At 61.9% G+C, this 20139-nt stretch carries 10 protein-coding genes; 8 read left to right on the forward strand and 2 right to left on the reverse strand.

The genetic code is table 11. The features are described 5' to 3' along the window. The first annotated feature begins 161 nt into the window (after window positions 1–161). The 6 genes from AC1Q6I_RS11535 to AC1Q6I_RS11560 all read left to right on the forward strand — a co-directional run bounded on the left by AC1Q6I_RS11535 (window position 162) and on the right by AC1Q6I_RS11560 (window position 9931). On the forward strand, window positions 162–1595 hold the full coding sequence (locus AC1Q6I_RS11535) for an outer membrane protein transport protein (RefSeq protein WP_024075931.1): 1434 nt from the start codon (window positions 162–164) through the stop codon (window positions 1593–1595). 282 nt (window positions 1596–1877) lie between these two features. Further along, entirely contained in the window at window positions 1878–4427 is a 2550-nt protein-coding gene (locus AC1Q6I_RS11540) for an acyl-CoA dehydrogenase (protein ID WP_102672931.1), read from the forward strand. Between the two features lie 235 nt (window positions 4428–4662). Beyond that, a complete protein-coding gene (locus AC1Q6I_RS11545) occupies window positions 4663–6006 on the forward strand; it encodes a 3-oxoacyl-ACP reductase (protein ID WP_102625099.1) in 1344 nt (447 codons plus the stop codon). Window positions 6007–6010: 4 nt separating this feature from the next. Continuing rightward, complete coding sequence (locus AC1Q6I_RS11550) at window positions 6011–6901, forward strand: MaoC/PaaZ C-terminal domain-containing protein (RefSeq protein ID WP_069076360.1); 891 nt, start codon at window positions 6011–6013, stop codon at window positions 6899–6901. After that, window positions 6898–8196 carry an acetyl-CoA C-acetyltransferase gene (locus AC1Q6I_RS11555; RefSeq protein WP_024075927.1) on the forward strand — a complete coding sequence of 433 codons (1299 nt, stop codon included), beginning with the start codon at window positions 6898–6900 and terminating at the stop codon, window positions 8194–8196. The genes AC1Q6I_RS11550 and AC1Q6I_RS11555 overlap by 4 nt, the downstream gene beginning before the upstream one ends. A gap of 31 nt (window positions 8197–8227) precedes the next feature. Further along, complete coding sequence (locus AC1Q6I_RS11560) at window positions 8228–9931, forward strand: AMP-binding protein (protein ID WP_024075926.1); 1704 nt, start codon at window positions 8228–8230, stop codon at window positions 9929–9931. 248 nt (window positions 9932–10179) lie between these two features. On the opposite strand, the gene AC1Q6I_RS11565 is transcribed toward AC1Q6I_RS11560, so the two are convergent. Continuing rightward, window positions 10180–11295, reverse strand: a complete 1116-nt coding sequence (locus AC1Q6I_RS11565) for a Gfo/Idh/MocA family protein (RefSeq protein ID WP_024075925.1) — start codon at window positions 11293–11295, stop codon at window positions 10180–10182. A gap of 309 nt (window positions 11296–11604) precedes the next feature. Between AC1Q6I_RS11565 and AC1Q6I_RS11570 the strand changes: the two genes are divergently transcribed. Together AC1Q6I_RS11570 and AC1Q6I_RS11575 are read left to right on the forward strand one after the other, a co-directional pair. Then, complete coding sequence (locus tag AC1Q6I_RS11570; protein WP_069081340.1) at window positions 11605–12645, forward strand: WD40/YVTN/BNR-like repeat-containing protein; 1041 nt, start codon at window positions 11605–11607, stop codon at window positions 12643–12645. A 15-nt stretch (window positions 12646–12660) separates the two neighbouring features. Further along, the gene (locus AC1Q6I_RS11575; protein WP_024075923.1) at window positions 12661–15036 is read left to right on the forward strand and encodes an efflux RND transporter permease subunit; all 2376 of its coding nucleotides are present in this window, start codon (window positions 12661–12663) and stop codon (window positions 15034–15036) included. Window positions 15037–15090: 54 nt separating this feature from the next. Here AC1Q6I_RS11575 and AC1Q6I_RS11580 read toward each other — a convergent pair whose 3' ends face one another. Continuing rightward, a complete protein-coding gene (locus tag AC1Q6I_RS11580) occupies window positions 15091–19992 on the reverse strand; it encodes a dermonecrotic toxin domain-containing protein (RefSeq protein WP_102625100.1) in 4902 nt (1633 codons plus the stop codon). Between the last annotated feature and the right edge of the window lie 147 nt (window positions 19993–20139).

The following is a 20139-nucleotide window of genomic DNA, read 5'->3' on the forward strand; positions in this document are numbered from 1 at the left end:
GCAGGTGCCTCGAAAGGGGCACCTGTTTGAAGTAAATAAGGCGACACCCGTAGCATCTTAAAAACGTATCAGCGATATGACGCGCAGGTGCTTCCGCGAGTGCTTGGGTTTTTTAAGACGCTTCCGCAGAGTCGGCCGTTGATAATAATAAGGAGTGCCGCATGAACAATAAGAAACTACAAGTGCAGGTCGCACTGGGGCTGGCGTTGTTGGGTGGAATAGCGGTAACGGTGCCGGTTCAGGCCGGTGGTTTTGCTACTCCGACTGTAGGTGCCGCTGGTTGGGGGCGTGGGTTCGGTGGGGGATCGCTGTTCAAGGGTGATCCAAGTGCGGCTTACAACAACCCTGCGGCAATGGCGTTTATCGATCAAAGCGTTGCGCAGTTCACCATTGACTACGCTCGCATCAATATCAAATACAAAGGTCAGGCCTACGACCTCAATGGTAACCCTCTGGAAAAAACACCTTTGAACCCGGACGGGTCTTTTGGTACGCCTTATTCCCAAGGTGACGGCGGTGAGGGTGGTTTTACCGCCTGGCTGCCTACCGGTTTCATGGTTATACCGATCAATGATCGCTTTGCTTTCGGCCTGAGCCAAGTGGTGCCTCAGGGTATGCGCAGTACCTGGGACGAGGACTGGAAGGGGCGTGATTTTGCCGTCGACACCAAGATCGAAACGGTAGGGCTCACGGGCTCTCTATCGTTCAAGGTCACCGATCGGTTCTCTATTGGTGCAGGGGCAATCGTCCAGCACACTAAAGGCTTCGTCAGCCAGAACATTGACCTGCTGGGGGCGGCGGCCGCCTCGCCAGCGGGCATTCCTTTCCCGTCAGGCGTGGGCAACGCATTGATGCGAGTCAAGGTCGATAACACGTCCGTTGGCTGGTTCACAGGCGTCGTCTGGAAACCCACCGAACGTGACACTCTGGGTTTGAACTACCACGCGAAAATCAAGAACAAGATGGAGGGCAAATACAACATTCGGGCTGATGCTGCGTTGAAAAGCCTGATGACTGATCCCGCGTTGCCCGATGGCACGACACTGGTGGGGGTCTTGTACCCCGGCTTGAGATTGCAACCGGACGGCGCCAACGCCGAGACTCGGCTGGATATCCCGGCGAATGCTTCCTTTGACTGGGTGCATGAAGTCAATGAACGGTTGACCCTGGGCGTCAGTGCGACCTGGACCCAATGGTCATCCTTCAAGGCTCTTACGCTGACATCGGACGGTAACCTGATCGTATCGATTCCCTACAAGTATCGCGATGCCTGGCAGTACTCTTTCGGCGGCGATTACAAGCTCACTGACGACCTGACCTTGCGCAGCGGTGTGTCGTTTGACCAGACCCCCACACGCAACTCAACACGTGATCCGCGTATCCCCGACGGTGACCGGATCTTCGCTTCGCTTGGGTTCGGCTACAACGTAAGAGCCATTCCTGGTTTAAGTGTTGACGCGGCCTACTCGCGGCAGTTTGTACAGGAGGTCAACCTGAAGACACACAATCAAGACCGCCTGGGTGGCTCGCGACTTGATGGAAAATCCGAGGGCAAGGGCGAAGTGGTCAGTGTGTCAGCGACCTATCGGTTCTGACCTAAACGGTGTGACGGCGTCATGAGGTAGTTGGCGCATCCGGCTGCCTCTTCATGTTGTCACTTATCGACGGGTCGCCCATGCGACCCGTTGCGATTTCCTGATGAACAAACCTGAGAGGCTGATCCATTCATCCGCCATTTTTTTTGCCCGTACATTAAATAAAAATTTCAAAACAAAATTTGAATTTATCTTTCCGAGTTTGTAGTGTGGCGTTACGCCGCAGCTCATTTCGATCTGCACCCACGTTTGCCACGCCCTGAATCGAGTCGAGGTATCTCCATGGTTATCTGGTTATTGGTGGGTTTCGCAGCCGCGATTGCCCTGGCGTATCGACAAGCCGCCGCCACCCTGTGGTTGGGCGCTGGCCTGGTCTGGCTGGCGGCGGGTTACCTGTTCAATGTGGTCGCCGCTTTCGGCACCACCGTCGCGGCGGTGCTGGTGGTGGTGCCGGCATTCCTGATGACGATCAAACCCCTGCGCCGTACCCTGTTGACCAGCAAGGCCCTGGGCCTGTTTCGTACGATCATGCCGGCGATGTCCGACACTGAACGCGCGGCGATCGAGTCCGGCACCGTGTGGTGGGACGCCGAGCTGTTCAGCGGCAAGCCCAACTGGCAGCGCCTGTTGCAAGCCGCGCCAGCCAGCTTGAGTGCCGAGGAGCAAGCCTTCCTCGACAATGAAGTCGAAACCCTTTGCGACATCGCCAACGACTGGGAAACCACCCAGGTCTGGCAGGACATGTCCCCCGAAGGCTGGCAGTACACCAAGGACGCCGGCTTCCTCGGCATGATCATTCCCAAGCAGTACGGCGGCAAAGGTTTCTCTCACTATGCGCACTCGCAAGTGGTGATGAAGCTGTCGACGCGCTGCTCGGCGGCGGCGATTTCGGTGATGGTGCCCAACTCCCTGGGCCCGGCGGAGTTGCTGCTGCACTACGGCACCGATGCCCAACGCAATTACTACCTGCCGCGCCTGGCCCGGGGTGAAGATATCCCGTGCTTCGCGCTCACCAGCCCCTATGCCGGTTCCGACGCGGGGGCGATCCCGGACCTGGGCATTGTCTGCAAGGGCCTGCATGAGGGGGAAGAAGTACTGGGTTTCAACGTGACCTGGGACAAGCGCTACATCACCCTGGGGCCCATCGCCACTGTGCTCGGCCTGGCGTTTCGCGCCGAGGACCCGGACGGTTTGCTCGGCGCGCCCGGTTCACTCGGCATCACCTGCGCGTTGATCCCGACCTCCCATCCCGGCGTCAACAGTGGGCGCCGTCACTGGCCGTTGAATGCGGTGTTCCAGAACGGTCCTACCACCGGCAAGGATGTTTTCATTCCTTTGGAGTGGGTCATCGGCGGCCGCGAGCAAGTCGGCAACGGCTGGCGCATGTTGATGGAGTGCCTGGCCGCTGGCCGGGCGATTTCGCTGCCATCGGCCAACGTCGGCCTGGGCAAGGTCGCGGTGCGCGGTACCACCGCGTATGCGGCGATGCGTAAACAGTTCGGCCTGCCCATCGGCAAGTTCGAAGGCGTGCAGGCGCCGCTGGCGCGCATGGCCGGGCATTTGTATGCCTGCGATGCGGTGCGCAAGGTCTCGGTGGCCTCTCTGGACGCGGGCGAGAAACCCTCGGTGATCTCGGCCATCGCCAAGTACCACGTCACCGAGCGCGCGCGGATGATCGTCACCGAGCGCGCGCGGATGATCGTCAACGACGGCATGGATATCGTCGCTGGCAAAGGCATTTGCATGGGCCCGAATAATTTCCTGGCGCGTGCCTACCAGCAAAGCCCCATCGCCATCACGGTGGAGGGCGCGAACATCATGACGCGTTGCCTGATCATCTTTGGCCAGGGCTTGATCCGTTGCCATCCCTACGTGTTCCGCGAGATGGAAGCGGCGCGCAACCCGGATCGGCGCAAGGCGTTGGAAGACTTTGACCGCGCGATGTTTGGCCATGTGAGTTTTGTGCTGGCTAACACGGTACGCGCGGCGGTGAATGCGCTGACGGGCGGCCGGCTGATTTCCGTGCCAGCCAAGACCGACCCGGCGCTGGCGTCCTATTACCGCCAGGCTAATCGGCTGTCGGTGGTGCTGGCATTGATTTCGGATATTTCCATGGGCGTGCTGGGCGGGGCGCTCAAGCGCAAGGAAAGTATCACCGGGCGCCTGGGCGATATCCTGTCGCAGTTGTACATCCTGTCCTGCGTGCTCAAGCGTTTTGAGGACGATGGACGGCCCCAGGCGGACCTGCCGCTGGTGCATTGGTCGGCCCAGGACGCCTTGTTGCGCGCCCATGAAGCCCTGGCCGAAGTGCTGGATAATTACCCATCGAAAGCGGCTGCTGCGGTGCTGCGAGGCTTGACGTTCCCGTTCGGTATCCCGCTGCGCAAACCCTCGGATCACTTGCTGGCCCAGGTCGCCGATGTGGTGCAGACCTCCGGCGAAACCCGCGACCGTTTGTTGGCCAATTCCTACATCCCACGTCCGGAAATCGACAAGCTGGCCTACGGCGAACTCGGCTTCCGCCTGTTGCCGCAGGTGGAATTGATCGACGCCCGACTCAAGCCGGCGATCAAGCAAGGCCTGCTCGAACCGATGCCGATTTCCGCCACGGCCTTTACCGCCTGGCGCGTCAAGGCGCGGGCGCTGGACCTGATCAGCGCTGACGAAGACGCCTTGCTGGCGCGCTATGTGGAATATGCCGACCACGCGATCCAGGTGGATGACTTCCCCCAGGACTTCGGTTTGCTGGAGGCGTTGCAGCAGCGCAGGCAGGCGTTGGAGCCGGCGCCCAAGCGGCGCAGCAGCCAAAGCGAAAACGCCTCGGTCAATTAGGGCAAACCCGGTCAATGTGGGTGGGGGCTGGGTCCAATGCCAGTCAGTTAAGGTTTTTTGTAGGAGCGAGCTTGCTCGCGAAGAACGTCTAAGCAACGCGTTCATTCTGGATAAACGTGGTGGTCCTGAGTTCTTCGCGAGCAAGCTCGCTCCTACATGACTGGCATTAGGGCTTGCCCCCTCCCACATTGGATCGGGTTTACAAGGTCAGAATGTGTTGTGAGTGAATGCGGATATGAGTGACAGCTACCTATCGTTCGTCAATTCCCCCTGGGGCCGGCGCCTGGCCCAGGCGGTGGGCTTGCCTCAGCCCGTGCCGTTGCAGCGCCATCGCAGCGGCCAGCCAGGCCTGGCCAACCCGGTGATCGTCGCCGGGGCAGGGCGGCTTTCCACGCGAGTGCAACAGGTTTTCAGCGCCACCGACACGGTCACCGCCGCGCCGGCGACGCTCAAGGCGCCGTCCACGGTCAAGGTGCAGGGCGCAGTGTTCGATGCCAGCGCTGTGGTCGACCTGAAACAGTTGGATGAGCTGTACGAATTCTTCCACGCCAACGCCAAACGCCTCGGCCAGCACGGTCGGGTGGTGGTGTTGGGCACGGCGCCCGAACACTGCGCGAATCTGCCCCAGGCCATCGCCCAGCGTGCCCTCGAAGGGCTGGTGCGGTCGCTGGCCAAGGAGCTGCGCCGCGCGATCACGGTGCAATTGCTCTATGTGGCGCCAGGTGCGGAGGACGCACTGGACAGCAGCCTGCGTTTCTTCCTGTCGCGCCGCTCGGCCTACGTCTCCGGGCAGGTGGTGCGCCTGGAAAAACCGGTGGACGGCCACCCCAGCGTCAACTGGGATAAACCCTTTGCCGGCCGACGCGCGCTGGTTACCGGGGCTTCCCGTGGCATCGGCCTGGCGATTGCCCAGGTACTGGCCCGCGACGGCGCCCACGTGGTCTGCGTGGACGTGCCCCAGGCACAGGAGTCGTTGCAGCAAGCGGCCGCCAGCGTCGGCGGTTCGGCGTTGCCGTTGGACATCACCAGTGCGGATGCAGGGGCGTTGTTGCAGGCCCATGTCAGTCAGTACGGCGCCTTCGACGTGGTCGTCCACAACGCTGGGATCACCCGCGACAAGACCATCGCCAAGATGACCGAAGCGGCCTGGCGCAGCGTGCTGGCGGTCAACCTGGAAGCGCCGCTGAACCTGAGCAACGCCTTGTTGGAAAACCAGGGGCTGAACCCCGGTGGGCGCATCGTGTGTGTGTCGTCGATCTCCGGGATTGCCGGCAATCTCGGGCAAAGCAACTACGCCACCTCCAAGGCCGGCGTGATCGGCCTGGTACAGGGCCTGGCCCCGAGAGCGGCAGCGCAGCAGATCACGGTCAACGCGGTGGCGCCCGGTTTTATCGAAACACAGATGACCGCGAAGATCCCGCTGATGATCCGCGAAGCCGGGCGGCGCATGAATTCCCTGTCTCAGGGTGGGCAGCCGGTCGATGTGGCCGAAACCATCGCCTGGCTGGCCCATCCTGCCTCGGGTGGGGTCAATGGCCAGGTCGTCCGAGTGTGCGGCCAAAGCCTGCTGGGAGCCTGAGTCCATGGACTACATCACACAGATCATTGACCCACCGCCCTCGCGCACCCAGCTGTTGCTCGACGGCGTACGCGCCTTGCGCAAGCCCAAGCTCGACGGTGCGCCGCTGTTGCCCAACGAGCGTCTGGTGCGTTCGGCGGTGGCATTGTCTGGCGCCGACATCGACGCTTATGGGCGTGCTTGTGGGTTCCGGCGCGAGCAGGGGGTGCCGCTGTCGTACCCCCATGTGCTGGCGTTCCCCCTGCACCTGATGGTGTTGACCCGTCCGAGTTTCCCGTACCCGGCCAGCGGCATGGTGCACCTGGCCAACCGCATCCGGCAGCACCAGCGCCTGCATGAAGGCCAGGCGCTGCGCCTGGAAGTCTTTTGCGAACGCTGGGTGGCCCATGCCAAGGGCCAGGCGCTGAGCATCGCCACCCGCGCCTACAGCAACGGCGCCCTGGCGTGGGAAAGCGACAGCCTGTACCTGCGCCGCGAGGTCAAAGACCCGGTGGGCGAGCCGTGGGGTGACGCCCTGCCGTTGCAGGAAGAAGGCCTGCTGCGCACCCAGCGCTGGATGCTGCCCGCCGACCTGGGGCGGCGGTTTGCCAGGGTCTCGGGGGACTTCAACCCGATCCACACCTCACTGATCGGCGCCAGGCTCTTCGGCTTTCGTCGTGCCATCGCCCATGGCATGTGGACCCTCAGCCGTGCATTGGCCGCTCAACAACCGCCCGGTGGCCTGGATCAGGCCCAGGCCCATTGCGACTTCAAGCTGCCGATCTTTCTGCCCGGCCAGGTCGCCCTATGGCAACACCCCGTGAGCGGCCCGCGCCGCGAATTCGAAGTGCGCAATTTCGCCGGCGACAAACCGCATATGCGCGGGCTATTTGTCTGGAATGAGAACCCTACATGAGTGACTACAGCTTCAACCCGGCCCCGACCCGCCGCGTGGCGATCATCGGCGGCAACCGCATCCCGTTTGCCCGTTCCAACACGGTATACGCCCACGACAGCAACCAGGATCTGCTGGTGGCTGCGCTGCAAGGCCTGGTCGACCGCTACAACCTCCACGGCCAGCGCCTGGGCGAGTTCGCTGCCGGCGCGGTGATCAAGCATTCGCGGGATTTCAACCTCGCGCGTGAGTCGCTGCTGTCGACCACCTTGTCCCCGCAGACCCCGGCCTACGACGTGCAACAAGCCTGCGGTACCGGTCTGGAAGCGGCCTTGCTGGTGGCGAATAAAATCGCCCTCGGCCAGATCGAAGTCGGCATTGCCGGCGGCGCCGATACCACTTCCGACGCGCCCATCGGCATCAATGAGTCCCTGCGCCACACCTTGCTCGCGGCCAACCGTGCCAAGGGCATGGGCGACAAGTTGAAGGCGCTGCTGAAGGTGCGCCCGTCGATGTTTTTCAAGCCGCTGCTGCCGCGCAATGGCGAGCCGCGCACCGGCTTGTCCATGGGCGAGCATTGCGAAGAAATGGCCAAGCGCTGGCAGATCAAGCGCCTGGCCCAGGATGAGCTGACCCTCACCAGTCACCAACGCCTGGATGCCGCGTACAAACGCGGTTTCTTCGACGACCTGATCAGCCCCCATCGCGGCCTGGCGCGGGACAACAACCTGCGCGCCGACGCCAGCCTGGAGAAACTCGCCGGGCTGTCCCCGGCCTACGACCGCCAGAACGGCACTCTCACGGCGGGCAATTCCACGCCACTGACGGATGGCGCCTCGGTGGTGCTGTTGGCCAGCGAAGAATGGGCGGCGGCCAATGGCTGGCCGGTGTTGGCCTACCTGCGCACGGGCGAGACGGCGGCGGTGAATTTTGTCGACGGCACCGAAGGCTTGTTGATGGCGCCGGCCTATGCGGTGCCACGCATGCTCAAGCGCGAAGGCCTGAGCTTCGCCGACTTCGATTTCTTCGAGATCCACGAAGCCTTTGCCGCCCAGGTGCTGTGTACGCTCAAGGCCTGGGAGGACGCCGAGTATTGCCGCGAGCGTCTAGGCTTGGAGGCGCCAATGGGTACCATCGACCGCGCCAAAATGAACGTCAACGGTGGCTCCCTGGGCTGCGGCCACCCGTTTGCCGCCACCGGAGGCCGGCAATTGGCGACCTTGGCCAAGGCCATCCATGAACGCGGGGGTGGACGCGGCCTGATTTCCATCTGCGCGGCGGGCGGGCTGGGCATTACCGCCATTGTCGAAAAGTAGCTCTATCAAAAACAACAACAAGGAGACTGCCATGAACGCTATCAGCCTGGAACAGACCGAACGGGTCTGGTTGAACGCTTACCTGCCCGGCGTCCCGGCGGACATCGATGCCGGTATCGAAGACTACCCATCGTTGCGCGAGGTGTTCCTGGAGCACCTGGAAAAATTCCGCGAGCGGGTCGCCTACGTCAGTATCGGCACGGAAATGACCTACGCCGACTGGCACGTGCAGGGCGTTGCGTTTGCCGCCTGGCTGCAAGGCCAGGGCGTCAAGAAGGGCGACCGCGTGGCGTTGATGATGCCCAACTGCTTGCAGTACCCGATCTGCCTGCTGGGCACCCTCCTGGCCGGCGCGGTGGTGGTCAACGTCAACCCGTTGTACACCGCCCATGAGCTCAAGCATTTGCTCAAGGACAGCGGCGCCGAAACCGTGGTGATCTTCGAAAACTTCGCCCACACCCTGGAAAAAGTCATCGCCGGCAGCAGCGTCAAGCGCGTGGTGGTGGCGGCCATCGGCGACTTGCTCGGCACCTTCAAGGGCGCGGCGATGAACTTCATCCTGCGCCGCGTGCAAAAGCAGGTGCCGGCGTTCAACCTGCGTGGCTCGGTGCGTTTCAACCAGGTACTTAAACAGGGGCGGGCGCTCAACCACTTCCCGGTCGCCATGGCGCTCGACGACCTGGCCTTCCTGCAATACACCGGCGGCACCACGGGGGATGCCAAGGGCGTGATGCTCAGCCACCGCAATATCATCGCCAACCTGCTGCAAGCCAAGGCCTGGGTCGGTGATCAACTCGACCAGGACAAGCAGGAAACCAACGTCACCCTGCTGCCGCTGTACCACATCTTTTCCCTGACGGTGAACTGCCTGATGTTCATGTGCCTGGGCGGGCGCAACATCCTCATTGCCAACCCCCGTGATGTGAAACGGGTGCAGATGATCCTGCGCAAGGAGCGTTTCAATGGCATCGCCGGGGTCAATACGTTGTTCAACGGCCTGCTGGAGAATAAGGAGTTCTGCGCGCGGGACTTTTCCGACCTGCGCATGGTGATCGCGGGCGGCATGGCCACGCACACGGCGGTGGCCAAGCGCTGGAAGGAAGTCACCGGCCTGCCGATCATCGAAGGCTATGGCCTGACCGAATGCTCGCCGGTGGTGAGCATCAGCCCCATCGACATCTCACGCATGCGCGAGATGGAGTTCACCGGCAGCATCGGCGTGCCGCTGCCGTCGACCTGGGTACGCTTCATGCGGGAAGACGGCGAACTGGCCGATATCGGCGAACAAGGCGAACTGCAAGTGCGCGGTCCGCAGGTGATGCAGGGCTACTGGAAACGGCCGAACGAAACCGCCGAAGTGCTGGACGCCGAGGGGTGGTTGTCGACCGGTGATATCGGCGTGATGGATGAGCGCGGCTATATCCGCCTGGTGGACCGCAAGAAAGACATGATCCTGGTCTCGGGCTTCAACGTGTACCCCAATGAAATCGAGGATGTGGTGGCGCTGCACCCCGGCGTCGGCGAAGTCGCGGCGATCGGCGTGGAGGACGGCGTGACCGGCGAGAGGGTCAAGATCATCGTGGTACGCAAGGACCCGAACCTGACCCAGGAACAGCTCCTGGCCCATTGCCGGGAATACCTGACGGGCTACAAGGTGCCCAGGTATGTGGAGTTTCGCAGCACCGAGTTGCCCAAGACCACGGTGGGTAAAGTACTGCGCCGAGCGTTACGCTGATTCAAATGTGTGTACGTGATCTAGAAATGTGTAGGTGATCTAACAGGATGCAGGTGATCTAAAAGGATGTAGGTGATCTAACAGGATATAGGTGATCTAAAAGGATGTAGGTGATCTAACAGGATATAGGTGATCTAAATGTGGGAGGGGGCTTGCCCCCGATGGCGGAGTGTCAGCCCGTACAGTTTTAACTGATGCACCGCCATCGGGGGGCAATGTCGAATCGTCGCACCGCCCCTCCCACCTGCTCAAACCGTGCCCACTGTTACCCAGCGCTCTTCCTGGGCCGCCACGCGAATCGCCGTCGCCAACCGCTCCACTTCCCACGCCGCCTCAAAGTCAGTGCCGTCCGCCCCCTGGCCGGCCAGCGCCATCATCAACTCCTGCACCTCCAGCGTCTTCAGTTCGTTGTAGCCCAACTGATGCCCGGCAGCCGGGCTGAACGCCGCATAACCCGGCAGGGCAGGGCCTGCCAGCAAGCGCTGGAAACCGTCCTGGCCGGCACGGCACAGGCGCAGTTCATTCAAGCGCTCCTGATCGAACGCCAGGGTGCCCTTCGTGCCGCTGATCTCGAAACTCAGGTGGTTCTTGTAGCCATGCTTGAGCCAACTGCTGCTCACCGTGCCGCGTGCGCCGTTGGCGAAACGCAGCAGGGCGTGAATCTGGTCATCCACTGCGATGGCTTTCAATTCGGTACTGCCTTTGATCGCGGGGCGCCGGGTATGAACCGTCTGTGTATCCGCGCACACACTGAGCACATCGCCGACCAGATAGCGCGCCATCGACAACAAGTGGCTACCCAGGTCCGCCAGGGCGCCACCGGCGTGTTCCACTTCGCAGCGCCATGACCAGGGTGACGCCGGGTCGGCCATGAAGTCTTCGCTGAACTCGCCCTGGAAACTGATGATCTCGCCAAGGTCGCCATTGGCGATCAACTGCCGCGCCAGGCCGATCATCGGGTTGTGCTGATAGTTGTAGCCGACCCGCGTCACCACCCCGGCCGCGCTTGCCGCACGGCGCATGGCATCGGCCTGTTGCAGGCTGACGGCCAGGGGTTTTTCGCAGTACACCGCCTTGCCTGCGGCAATCGCGGCCATGGCCATGGGGTAGTGCAGGTGGTTGGGGGTGGTGATGGCCACCACGTCCACCGACGGGTCGTTGACCAGCGTTTGCCAATCGCCATGGGCCCGGGCAAAGCCCCAGGCGCTGGCGCAACGCTGGGCGCGTTCGGTGTCGGCATCGGCCAGGGCGGCCAGTTTCAGGGTGACGGGCAGTTCAAATACCGCGCGGGCGTTGTTGAAGGCCAGGGCATGGGCACGTCCCATGAAGCCTGTGCCAATCAAGCCGATTCCGAGTTCGCGCATCGCCGTGGTCCTTTGGATTATTGTTTTCAGGAACACTATTAATGGAATAAAAATTCCCAAAATTCAAGATATGGAAAAATTAATTCATTAGGCGCGCGCTATCATTCCGGCTGATGTGGCTATATTCAGCACGTGGCCAAACGCCGTCAGTTAACAAAAGATAACGTAGCGCCGATTGTCAGACGATTCGAAAGCCCGATAGGATGGCCCCTGCTGCCTCCAGGCGCTCTAGATTGCAGGTTTCAGAGCCCAGGAAGGCAGCACGACCTAACAATAATAATGGGAGAAAGGTCTATGAGTGAGCCTGTCATGGGTTGGGTTGTTTGCCGCCCACGTGCCGCACGCAGGGTTGCGTTGCTGGCCACAGCGCTCTCGCTGTTTGGAGCCGTCGCGTTGCCGACCGCCGTCCAGGCCGCCAGCGATACCCCCGCCGCCGCGGTGTTTGCGATTGAATCCCCCAAGGCCGCCAAGGGCCTGATGATCGACGTGGTCCATGCCGGCAAGCGCCTGGTGGCGGTCGGTGATCGCGGGCATATCCTCTATTCCGATGACCAGGGCACTACCTGGACCCAAGCCAAAGTTCCCACCCGGCAACTGCTGACGGCGGTGTATTTCGTCGATGACCAGCACGGCTGGGCGGTCGGCCATGATGCGCAAGTCCTCGCCAGCACCGACGGCGGTGCCACCTGGAGCCAGCAATACCAGGACCTCAAGCGCGAAGCGCCGTTGCTCGACGTATGGTTCAAAGACGCCAGCCACGGCCTGGCCGTCGGTGCCTACGGTGCGCTGATCGAAACCACCGACGGCGGCAAGACCTGGAACGACGTCAGCGACCGCCTCGATAACGAAGACCAGTTTCACCTCAACGCCATTGCTTCTATCAAGGACGCCGGCCTGTTTATCGTGGGCGAGCAGGGCAGCATGTTCCGCTCCAGCGACGACGGCCAGACCTGGGAAAAACTCGAAGGCCCCTACGAGGGCTCGCTGTTTGGCGTGATCAGCACCGCTCAACCGCAGACCCTGCTGGCCTATGGTTTGCGCGGCAACCTGTACCGCTCCACGGATTTCGGCAGCACCTGGGAGCAGGTCGAATTGAATGCCGCGCGCGGCGCCCTGGAGTTCGGCTTGTCGGGGGCGACCTTGCTCGATGACGGCTCATTGGTGGTGGTCGGCAACGGCGGCAGCGTGGTGGTCAGCCATGACGACGGCCAGACCTTCAGCGTATTCAACCGCCCGGACCGCATTTCGTTGTCGGCCGTCACGGCGGCAGGCAACGGCAACTTGATTCTGGTCGGACAGGGTGGTGTTCGCGTCGCCACGCCCACCGGCGCCGAACCGACAAAACAATAAGAAGGCGGGGAAAGAATGAGCAGTCATCACAACGATAAAGCGACCTTTCTTGAGCGCCTGATCTTCAACAACCGCCCGGCGGTTATCGTCATTTGCCTGCTGGTGAGTGTGTTCCTGTTCTGGCAGGCGACGTTGATTCGCCCGTCCACCAGCTTTGAAAAAATGATCCCGCTCAAGCACCCCTTCATCGAGAAGATGATGGAACACCGCAACGACCTGGCCAACCTGGGCAACACGGTGCGCATCTCGGTGGAGGCCAAGGACGGTGACATCTTCACGAAGGAGTACATGGAGACCCTGCGCCAGATCAACGACGAGGTGTTCTACATCTCCGGCGTCGACCGCTCGGGCCTCAAGTCGCTGTGGAGCCCCAGCGTGCGCTGGACCGAAGTGACCGAAGAAGGTTTTGCCGGTGGTGAAGTGATCCCGCAGAGCTACAACGGCTCGCCGCAAAGCCTCGACCAACTGCGCAACAACGTGCTCAAGTCAGGCCAGGTCGGGCGCCTGGTGTCCAACGATTTCAAGTCGAGCATTGTCGATATCCCGCTGCTGGAGTCCTACCCGGACCCGCAGGACCAGGGCAAGCTACTGGCCCTGGATTACCGCAAGTTCTCCCATGAACTGGAAGATAAGATCCGCAACAAGTTCGAAGCGCAGAACCCCAACGTCAAGATCCATATCGTCGGCTTTGCCAAGAAGGTCGGCGACCTGATCGACGGCCTGGTGATGGTGGTGCTGTTCTTCGGCGTTGCGTTCGTCATCACCCTGGTTCTATTGCTGTGGTTCACCAACTGCCTGCGCAGCACGGTCGCGGTATTGAGTACCACGCTGGTGGCGGTGGTCTGGCAACTGGGCTTGATGCACTTCTTCGGCTTCGGGCTGGACCCGTATTCGATGCTGGTGCCGTTCCTGATCTTCGCCATCGGTATTTCCCACGGCGTGCAGAAGATCAACGGTATCGCCCTGCAATCCAGTGAGGCCGACAACGCGCTGACCGCCGCGCGGCGTACCTTCCGGCAACTGTTCCTGCCGGGGATGATCGCGATCCTCGCGGATGCCGTGGGCTTTATCACGCTGCTGATCATCGATATCGGGGTGATCCGTGAACTGGCCATCGGCGCATCCATCGGTGTGGCGGTGATCGTGTTCACCAACCTGATCCTGCTGCCGGTGGCGATTTCCTATGCCGGCATCAGCCAGCGCGCCATCGCCCGCAGCAAGAAGGACGCACACCGCGACCACCCGTTCTGGCGCCTGCTGTCGAAATTTGCCAGCGCCAAAGTGGCGCCGGTTTCGATCCTGCTCGCGCTGGTCGCCTTCGGCGGCGGCCTCTGGTACAGCCAGAACCTGAAGATCGGCGACTTGGACCAAGGCGCGCCGGAGCTGCGCCCGGACTCGCGCTACAACAAGGACAACAACTTCATCATCAGCAACTACTCGACCAGTTCCGACGTGCTGGTGGTGATGGTCAAGACCAAGGCCGAAGGTTGCTCGCGCTATGAAGCCATGGCGCCGATAGACCAGTTGATGTGGAAGATGCAGAACACCGAGGGCGTGCAGTCGGCGATCTCGCTGGTGACCGTGTCCAAGCAGATGATCAAGGGCATGAACGAGGGCAACCTGAAATGGGAAACCCTATCGCGTAACCCGGATGTCCTGAACAACTCCATCGCCCGCGCCGATGGCCTGTACAACAACAATTGCTCGCTGGCGCCGGTGCTGGTGTTCCTCAACGACCACAAGGCCGAAACCCTCGACCGCGCGGTGCATGCGGTGCAGGCGTTCGCCAAGGAGAACAACAAGGACGGCCTGGAGTTCATCCTCGCCGCCGGTAACGCCGGGATCGAAGCGGCCACCAACGAAGTGATCAAGGCGTCGGAGCTGACCATCCTGATCCTGGTGTACCTGTGCGTGGCCACCATGTGCATGATCACCTTCCGTTCCTGGGCGGCGACCCTGTGCATCGTGCTGCCGTTGGTGCTGACCTCGGTACTGGGCAACGCGCTGATGGCGTTCATGGGGATCGGCGTCAAGGTCGCGACCTTGCCGGTGGTGGCCCTGGGCGTGGGGATTGGCGTGGACTACGGCATCTACATCTACAGTCGCCTGGAAAGCTTCCTGCGCGCCGGCCTGCCACTGCAAGAGGCCTACTACCAGACGCTCAAGTCCACCGGCAAGGCCGTGCTGTTTACTGGCCTGTGCCTGGCGATCGGCGTGTGCACCTGGATCTTCTCGGCGATCAAGTTCCAGGCCGACATGGGCCTGATGCTGACCTTCATGCTGCTGTGGAACATGTTTGGCGCGCTGTGGCTGCTGCCGGCGCTGGCCCGCTTCCTGATCAAGCCCGAGAAACTGGCGGGGCAGAAGGGCAATTCGCTGTTTGCCCACTGAGCCCTGGGGTGAGGGCGTCTGGCCCTCACCCCAAGGTGGACCTTCAGGCCGGTATCACGGGTTCGCTCGCGGTAGCGGCGCGATCGCCAGGAAAATCTGGTCGACGGGAGGCGTGATCAGTACATAGACAATGTTGGTGACCGGTTCGCTGCCGGGGTCCCGGAGGTTGCGCAAGTAGGCTTGGACGTGTTCCTTGAGCAAATCCTTCTGGGTGAATTTGCGCTGTTCGGGCAGCTTCAAATGCGCCCGGGTGTAACGGGCGGGCGGGGCGTCGGCCGTGGCGTAGTGGAAGTGCGCGTACCACAACACCGCCGGCGGTTTTTTCGCCTTGTCGTAAACCGCGTATTCGGTGAAGAAGTCGCCGCTGAGGGTCGGACGTTGCGGGTCGGCCAGGCTCGTCAGGTTGATGTCGATTTCTTGATGCTCCCACAGGTAGTTGAGGCTCTCCGGTGTCGGCCATTGGCGCTTGTAGGCTTCACTGCACACGCGTTGAGCCTGCCGGTTCATATCCCGGGCCTGCGCGAGGTATTCGTCGACCAGGTCCTGGGCCGATAGCTTGTCGAGGTGATCGCGCTGTATTTCCTCGGCCAGTGCCGTGAGTTTTCTCGCATGGCCAGTGAGCAGTTCATCCCAGTCGCCCGGATTGACCTGCTGACGGGTGAGGGGCGAGTCGAGTTTTTGCTGGTCGGTCGCAATCGTGTGATCAATGCCTTTGCGCTGTTCGATCAGCGCCTGGCCAAGGCTTTTGAGGGTGGCGAGTGAGCGGCTCTGTGGTTCGGTTGGCACCGGGGCGGCAGGTTCGTCTTCGGTGGCTGCCCAGCCGTCTTCGTGTCGGCTGAAGGCGCTGACGGTTTCACCGGTCAGCGTATCGGTGATGGTGAAACGTTCCTCGGCGCCTTGTGCACCGGCAGGCTTGAGTTCGCCGATGAGGTATTGCTTCCTACGGGTTTTGAAGACACGTTTTGTCGGCAGTTTGGGGCGCAGGTTTTTTGACAGGGGCAGCTCCACGTCCAGCGCTTCCTGCTTGCGCACCACGGCTTCCAGCTCGTTTTGTGCAAGCGCCTTGGCATATTCGAGACCTTTGAGCAGGCGCTCGGACTCCGGGCGCAGTCGACGCGGGTTGATGACCTTGAGTGCGCGGATGGCCTCTTCATAGCGGTTGTACTGCTTGAGGACCGTCTCGTAGACATCCCGTTGTTCGGCCAGCGGGTATTCGGCGCTGCTGCGCACTTCAACGTGAGACAGCAGCACCTCGAACAGGTCGATGTGCTCAAGGCGCCTGATGTAGAGGTCTTCTTCGGGCGGCGGCACGGTATCGGTCATTTCCACGCTGACAGCGGCGAGATAATTCAGCGCATTGAGTTTCAGGTTGTCGGAAAAAAAATGCTGTGGGAAGGCGATTTCATCCAGCAGTTTTTGACGTACCACCCGCCCGGCCCGCGAGTCCTGTTCCAGCCGTTGAAGGGTGTTCTCCATGGCTGCCGAGACCTCGCCCATGTGCTGGCGGACGTTGGCCGACTCAATGGCGTTGCTGATGTATTCGTTGTAGACGGTGCGGTCGCCCAGCAAATTGTCGATAAACATCCTGCGCGCCATCTCTGCCATCGGCTCCCCCGCGCGGGAGAAGCGCATGGCGTTGAGCCGGCCCAATAGCAAGGTGTGAATGAACAGCTGTTGATCCCAGATGGTGTTGAGGATTTTCTCGCGGTCGCGCACGTGCGCACCCGCCCCACCGACTTTTTCCAGTTCCTGGCCCAGCGTGACCATTTCCAGGCGCGGGGGGAGCGACTGGGCAAACAAGACTTCCAGGTTTTGCAGCAGAATCTCGAATTCGCTACGCAGCGTCTGGTGCCTGAGGGTTTCCTGCAGGTGGCGTGCTTCCAGCCCCGGCCTTTGTGCATCAGTCGCCTTTTTCAGCAGCTCTGCCGTCAGTTGGACGATCTTGCGTTGATGCTTCAGGGCATCCAATGCGTTTTGTGTGGGTTTAAGCGATGCATCGAATGGCTCCAGCAGTTGCGGGACTTCTTGGCTGAGTGCCTGTACGCGCGCGAGCACCTGCTCTTTCTTGCGCCGGTTTTGCGCTTGCAGTTCGTCCTTTCTGCCGCCGCCCAACAGCTTCAGCCCAGGGTCGAGGGTCCAGCGGCCCCTCCCGTCGGTCTTGAGCTTGATACCGGGGTGGTCTGGATGCTCAGGGTGAATGATGAACACCTCGCCAAAGCCCGGAACAATACTGACCCTGAACAACAAGCCGCCGACGGAGGCATGCCATCGGCCGTCAATGCTATACAACCCCGCGTGGGGGCCGATCTTGACCGGCTCTGGTGCGGGCGTGGGCCAGGCGATGTTGACGGATCGCAGTTTGTCCAACAGCCTGGCCGAGGCGCTGTCGCTGGCCAGGGAATGGTCAAAATCCATCAGCGTGCGGCCACCCCCCGGTGGTTCCGCGGGCAGGCCGACAATGCCGCGCGCAACCACTGCTGTTCGCGTTGTTGCCGGGCCGGGCAGCGGGTGCCTGAAGGGCTCGAGGGTCAGGGCTTGTGCATCGAACGGTGGGGTGTCGGCAACGGGAGCCGGGGTGCCATGATGGACCATCAGCAGGCTGATGTTGAGCAACAGGTCGACCCACGCCAGCTCCCTCGCGGTGGGGTTGTCACTTTCCAGCGCCGGCAGGTCTTGGGTGAGGCCTTGCGCCAGTTGCAGGAGCCAACCGACTGCCGCCAAAGGCCCGCGCACGGCCATCAACAGCGTATTGAACCCCAGTTGCATACCTTCCAGGATCAGCGCCCAGCGGCTTTCGCGGTTGGACGTCGACTCACGCTCGGCCTGGTCCAACACCTGTCGGGTCTCACAACCAAACAGGTACTCCATGAGGTTGCCGTGGTTGAGTGACTGAAGCAGTTCGTCACCGCTTTCGTCGCCAGCCCCCGCCAGTTCTGCGGGCGTGGGTACCCTGGGCAGGCTGTCGAACTCCGAACCCATGCCGACACGCACGATGTGGGGTTGCGTAAAACCGCCATGGCTGTAGATCGCCCTGGCAGCGTCCGGTAACCAGGCCAGGACGCTGTCCTGCAGGGGGCCGGGCTGCACGATGGCTGCGAGCAATTGCTCGCGGCGGGCGAATTCGCGCAGTGAGTCGGGATAGGCTGGACGATAAAGCACGTGCGGCCCCAACTGGGTGTCGAGAGGCTCGATGATGAACATGTTTTGCACGACATCCGCCGTCGCCCCCGGCTTGCGCAGAAACGCCAGCGGGCGAATGACGATGGCGTTGCCGTCGATGCGACGCGCCATGGGGTCGGGATCGAGCACCGCGTTCACATATTGGACGCCTCGGGACGTCAGGCCCGCTTCGCCTTTGATTTTGTGCTCCAGCGCCCGGATTTTCAGGTGGACGGGCCGTTGCTGCTGGAACAGCCGCTGGCGTTTTTGCGCCGCCTCGGTGTCGCTCATCAGCGCCTGGCGCAGGTAGTTGGGGTAATTCTTACCGATGTCGACACGCTGGATCAGTTGGAGGATGTAGTCGGCGGTCAGCCAGGCTTCCACTTCCCGGCCCCAGCGGTGGCTTAGGGTCATGCGCCCTTTGGGTCTTCCCGAGAGGTTCTTCAGGGCCAGGTCCACCAGGGTCATGGAGACCGGCTCGATGTAACCGCCCTCCAGGCTGCCCACCGGGACATGAAAGGTCAGCTCCACGTCATCGGCGGCGTACCCGGCAGACAATGTCTCCTGGCTGCAGGTACGCACGCCGCCCAGGGCCTCGGCGCGGTCCAGGCACAGTTGGTGGTTCAAGTGCTGGGTCGCGTAGCTGCGCAGTGTTTCCAGGCCGTCGAAGTCGGCGTCGCCCAAGGTCAGGCGCCGGATCCCGGCTTGTTCGATCAGGCATTGGCGATAGGCCAGGCGGTCGGCGGCGCTGACGCGTTGCAGCCAGTCGGGCAGGGCGGTCTGGAGGGGCGACAGATTGGCCAGGGGCGTGGCGGCGGCGGTGAATAATCGGCCGGGGTTTACGGTGGTGGCGAACAACTGCTCGAGGGCGGTCACCGTAGACCTGGCGGGAAGTTCAATCGTGGCCAGGTCATCCAGTTGCTGGTTCAGTACCAGCGCGGCTTGTATCTCGAAGATATTGCCGTCGGGTTCATACTGCCGCCAGGTGATCTTGTCGGCCAGGAAACGTTGTTGCATGCGCTCGCCCCAGGCTTGGCCGAAGGCATCCAGGTCGGAGTATGAGTCGATCTTGCCGTCGAGGCTGCACAGCAACACCTGCGTTCGGCTGACGATCAGGATCTCGCTGGCTTGCAGCGTGAGTCGGGCGCCTGCCCGTTCCAGCTCCGTCTCCAGGGTATAGGCGCGTACTGCGTTCTCGGGCCAAGGGCGTGCGGCGCGGGTGGCTCTGTCGGGATAGCGGCTCAAGGTGCTGAGGATGTTCAGTGGTTGGGCTGCGTCACCGGCCTGGCGCGTGGCGGATTCGAGCAGCGAGCCTTGCAGCACATCGGCCAGCCATTTCCAGCGACTAACGCCGGCGTCACTGTCCTGGCTCCAATAGGTTGCCAATGCCTGTTGAAAATCGATGAACAGAAGCGTGGGCAGTTCGTTGATGACCCCTTCGATGACCTCCAGGTCATAGTCGCGACTGCGCCCATTGATGGGATAGGTCAGGCGGTTGCCGGTGACTCCGCTCAAGTAGCTGTCCAGGCCCAGGCGTGTCGATACATCGGGAAAGCTGCCATCAGCCAGGTAGCCCAGCGCGACCTCCAGCAAGGGGAGCAGGGTGCGACCGCCACCTTCACGGGGCACGGCTAATCGAAGGTCTGCGAGTGGGTAGGTCAGCGGCGGGTATTTTTCCTTGAGGTTGGTGGCGAGCAGTTGCGCGGTGACTGAGCGCAATGTCGGGCAGGTGCGGAACTGGGCTTCAACCGCTTGTCGGATCGGCTGTGCGGCAGGTGGGGTGTTTGGGGCAGGCATGGGAGTTCCTTTTCCGTTGAATGAAGACGCGCCCATGCACGTTAATGTGCCGTGTTCGGGGGAGGTGGTAGCCCGTTAGGGGGGAGGCGGCTTGCTAAGGGGGGCACGGTGGCGCGCGCATCCGGAGTGGCTGCGATGGCGACGTGT

This window comes from Pseudomonas sp. MPR-R2A5, from assembly GCF_058793055.1.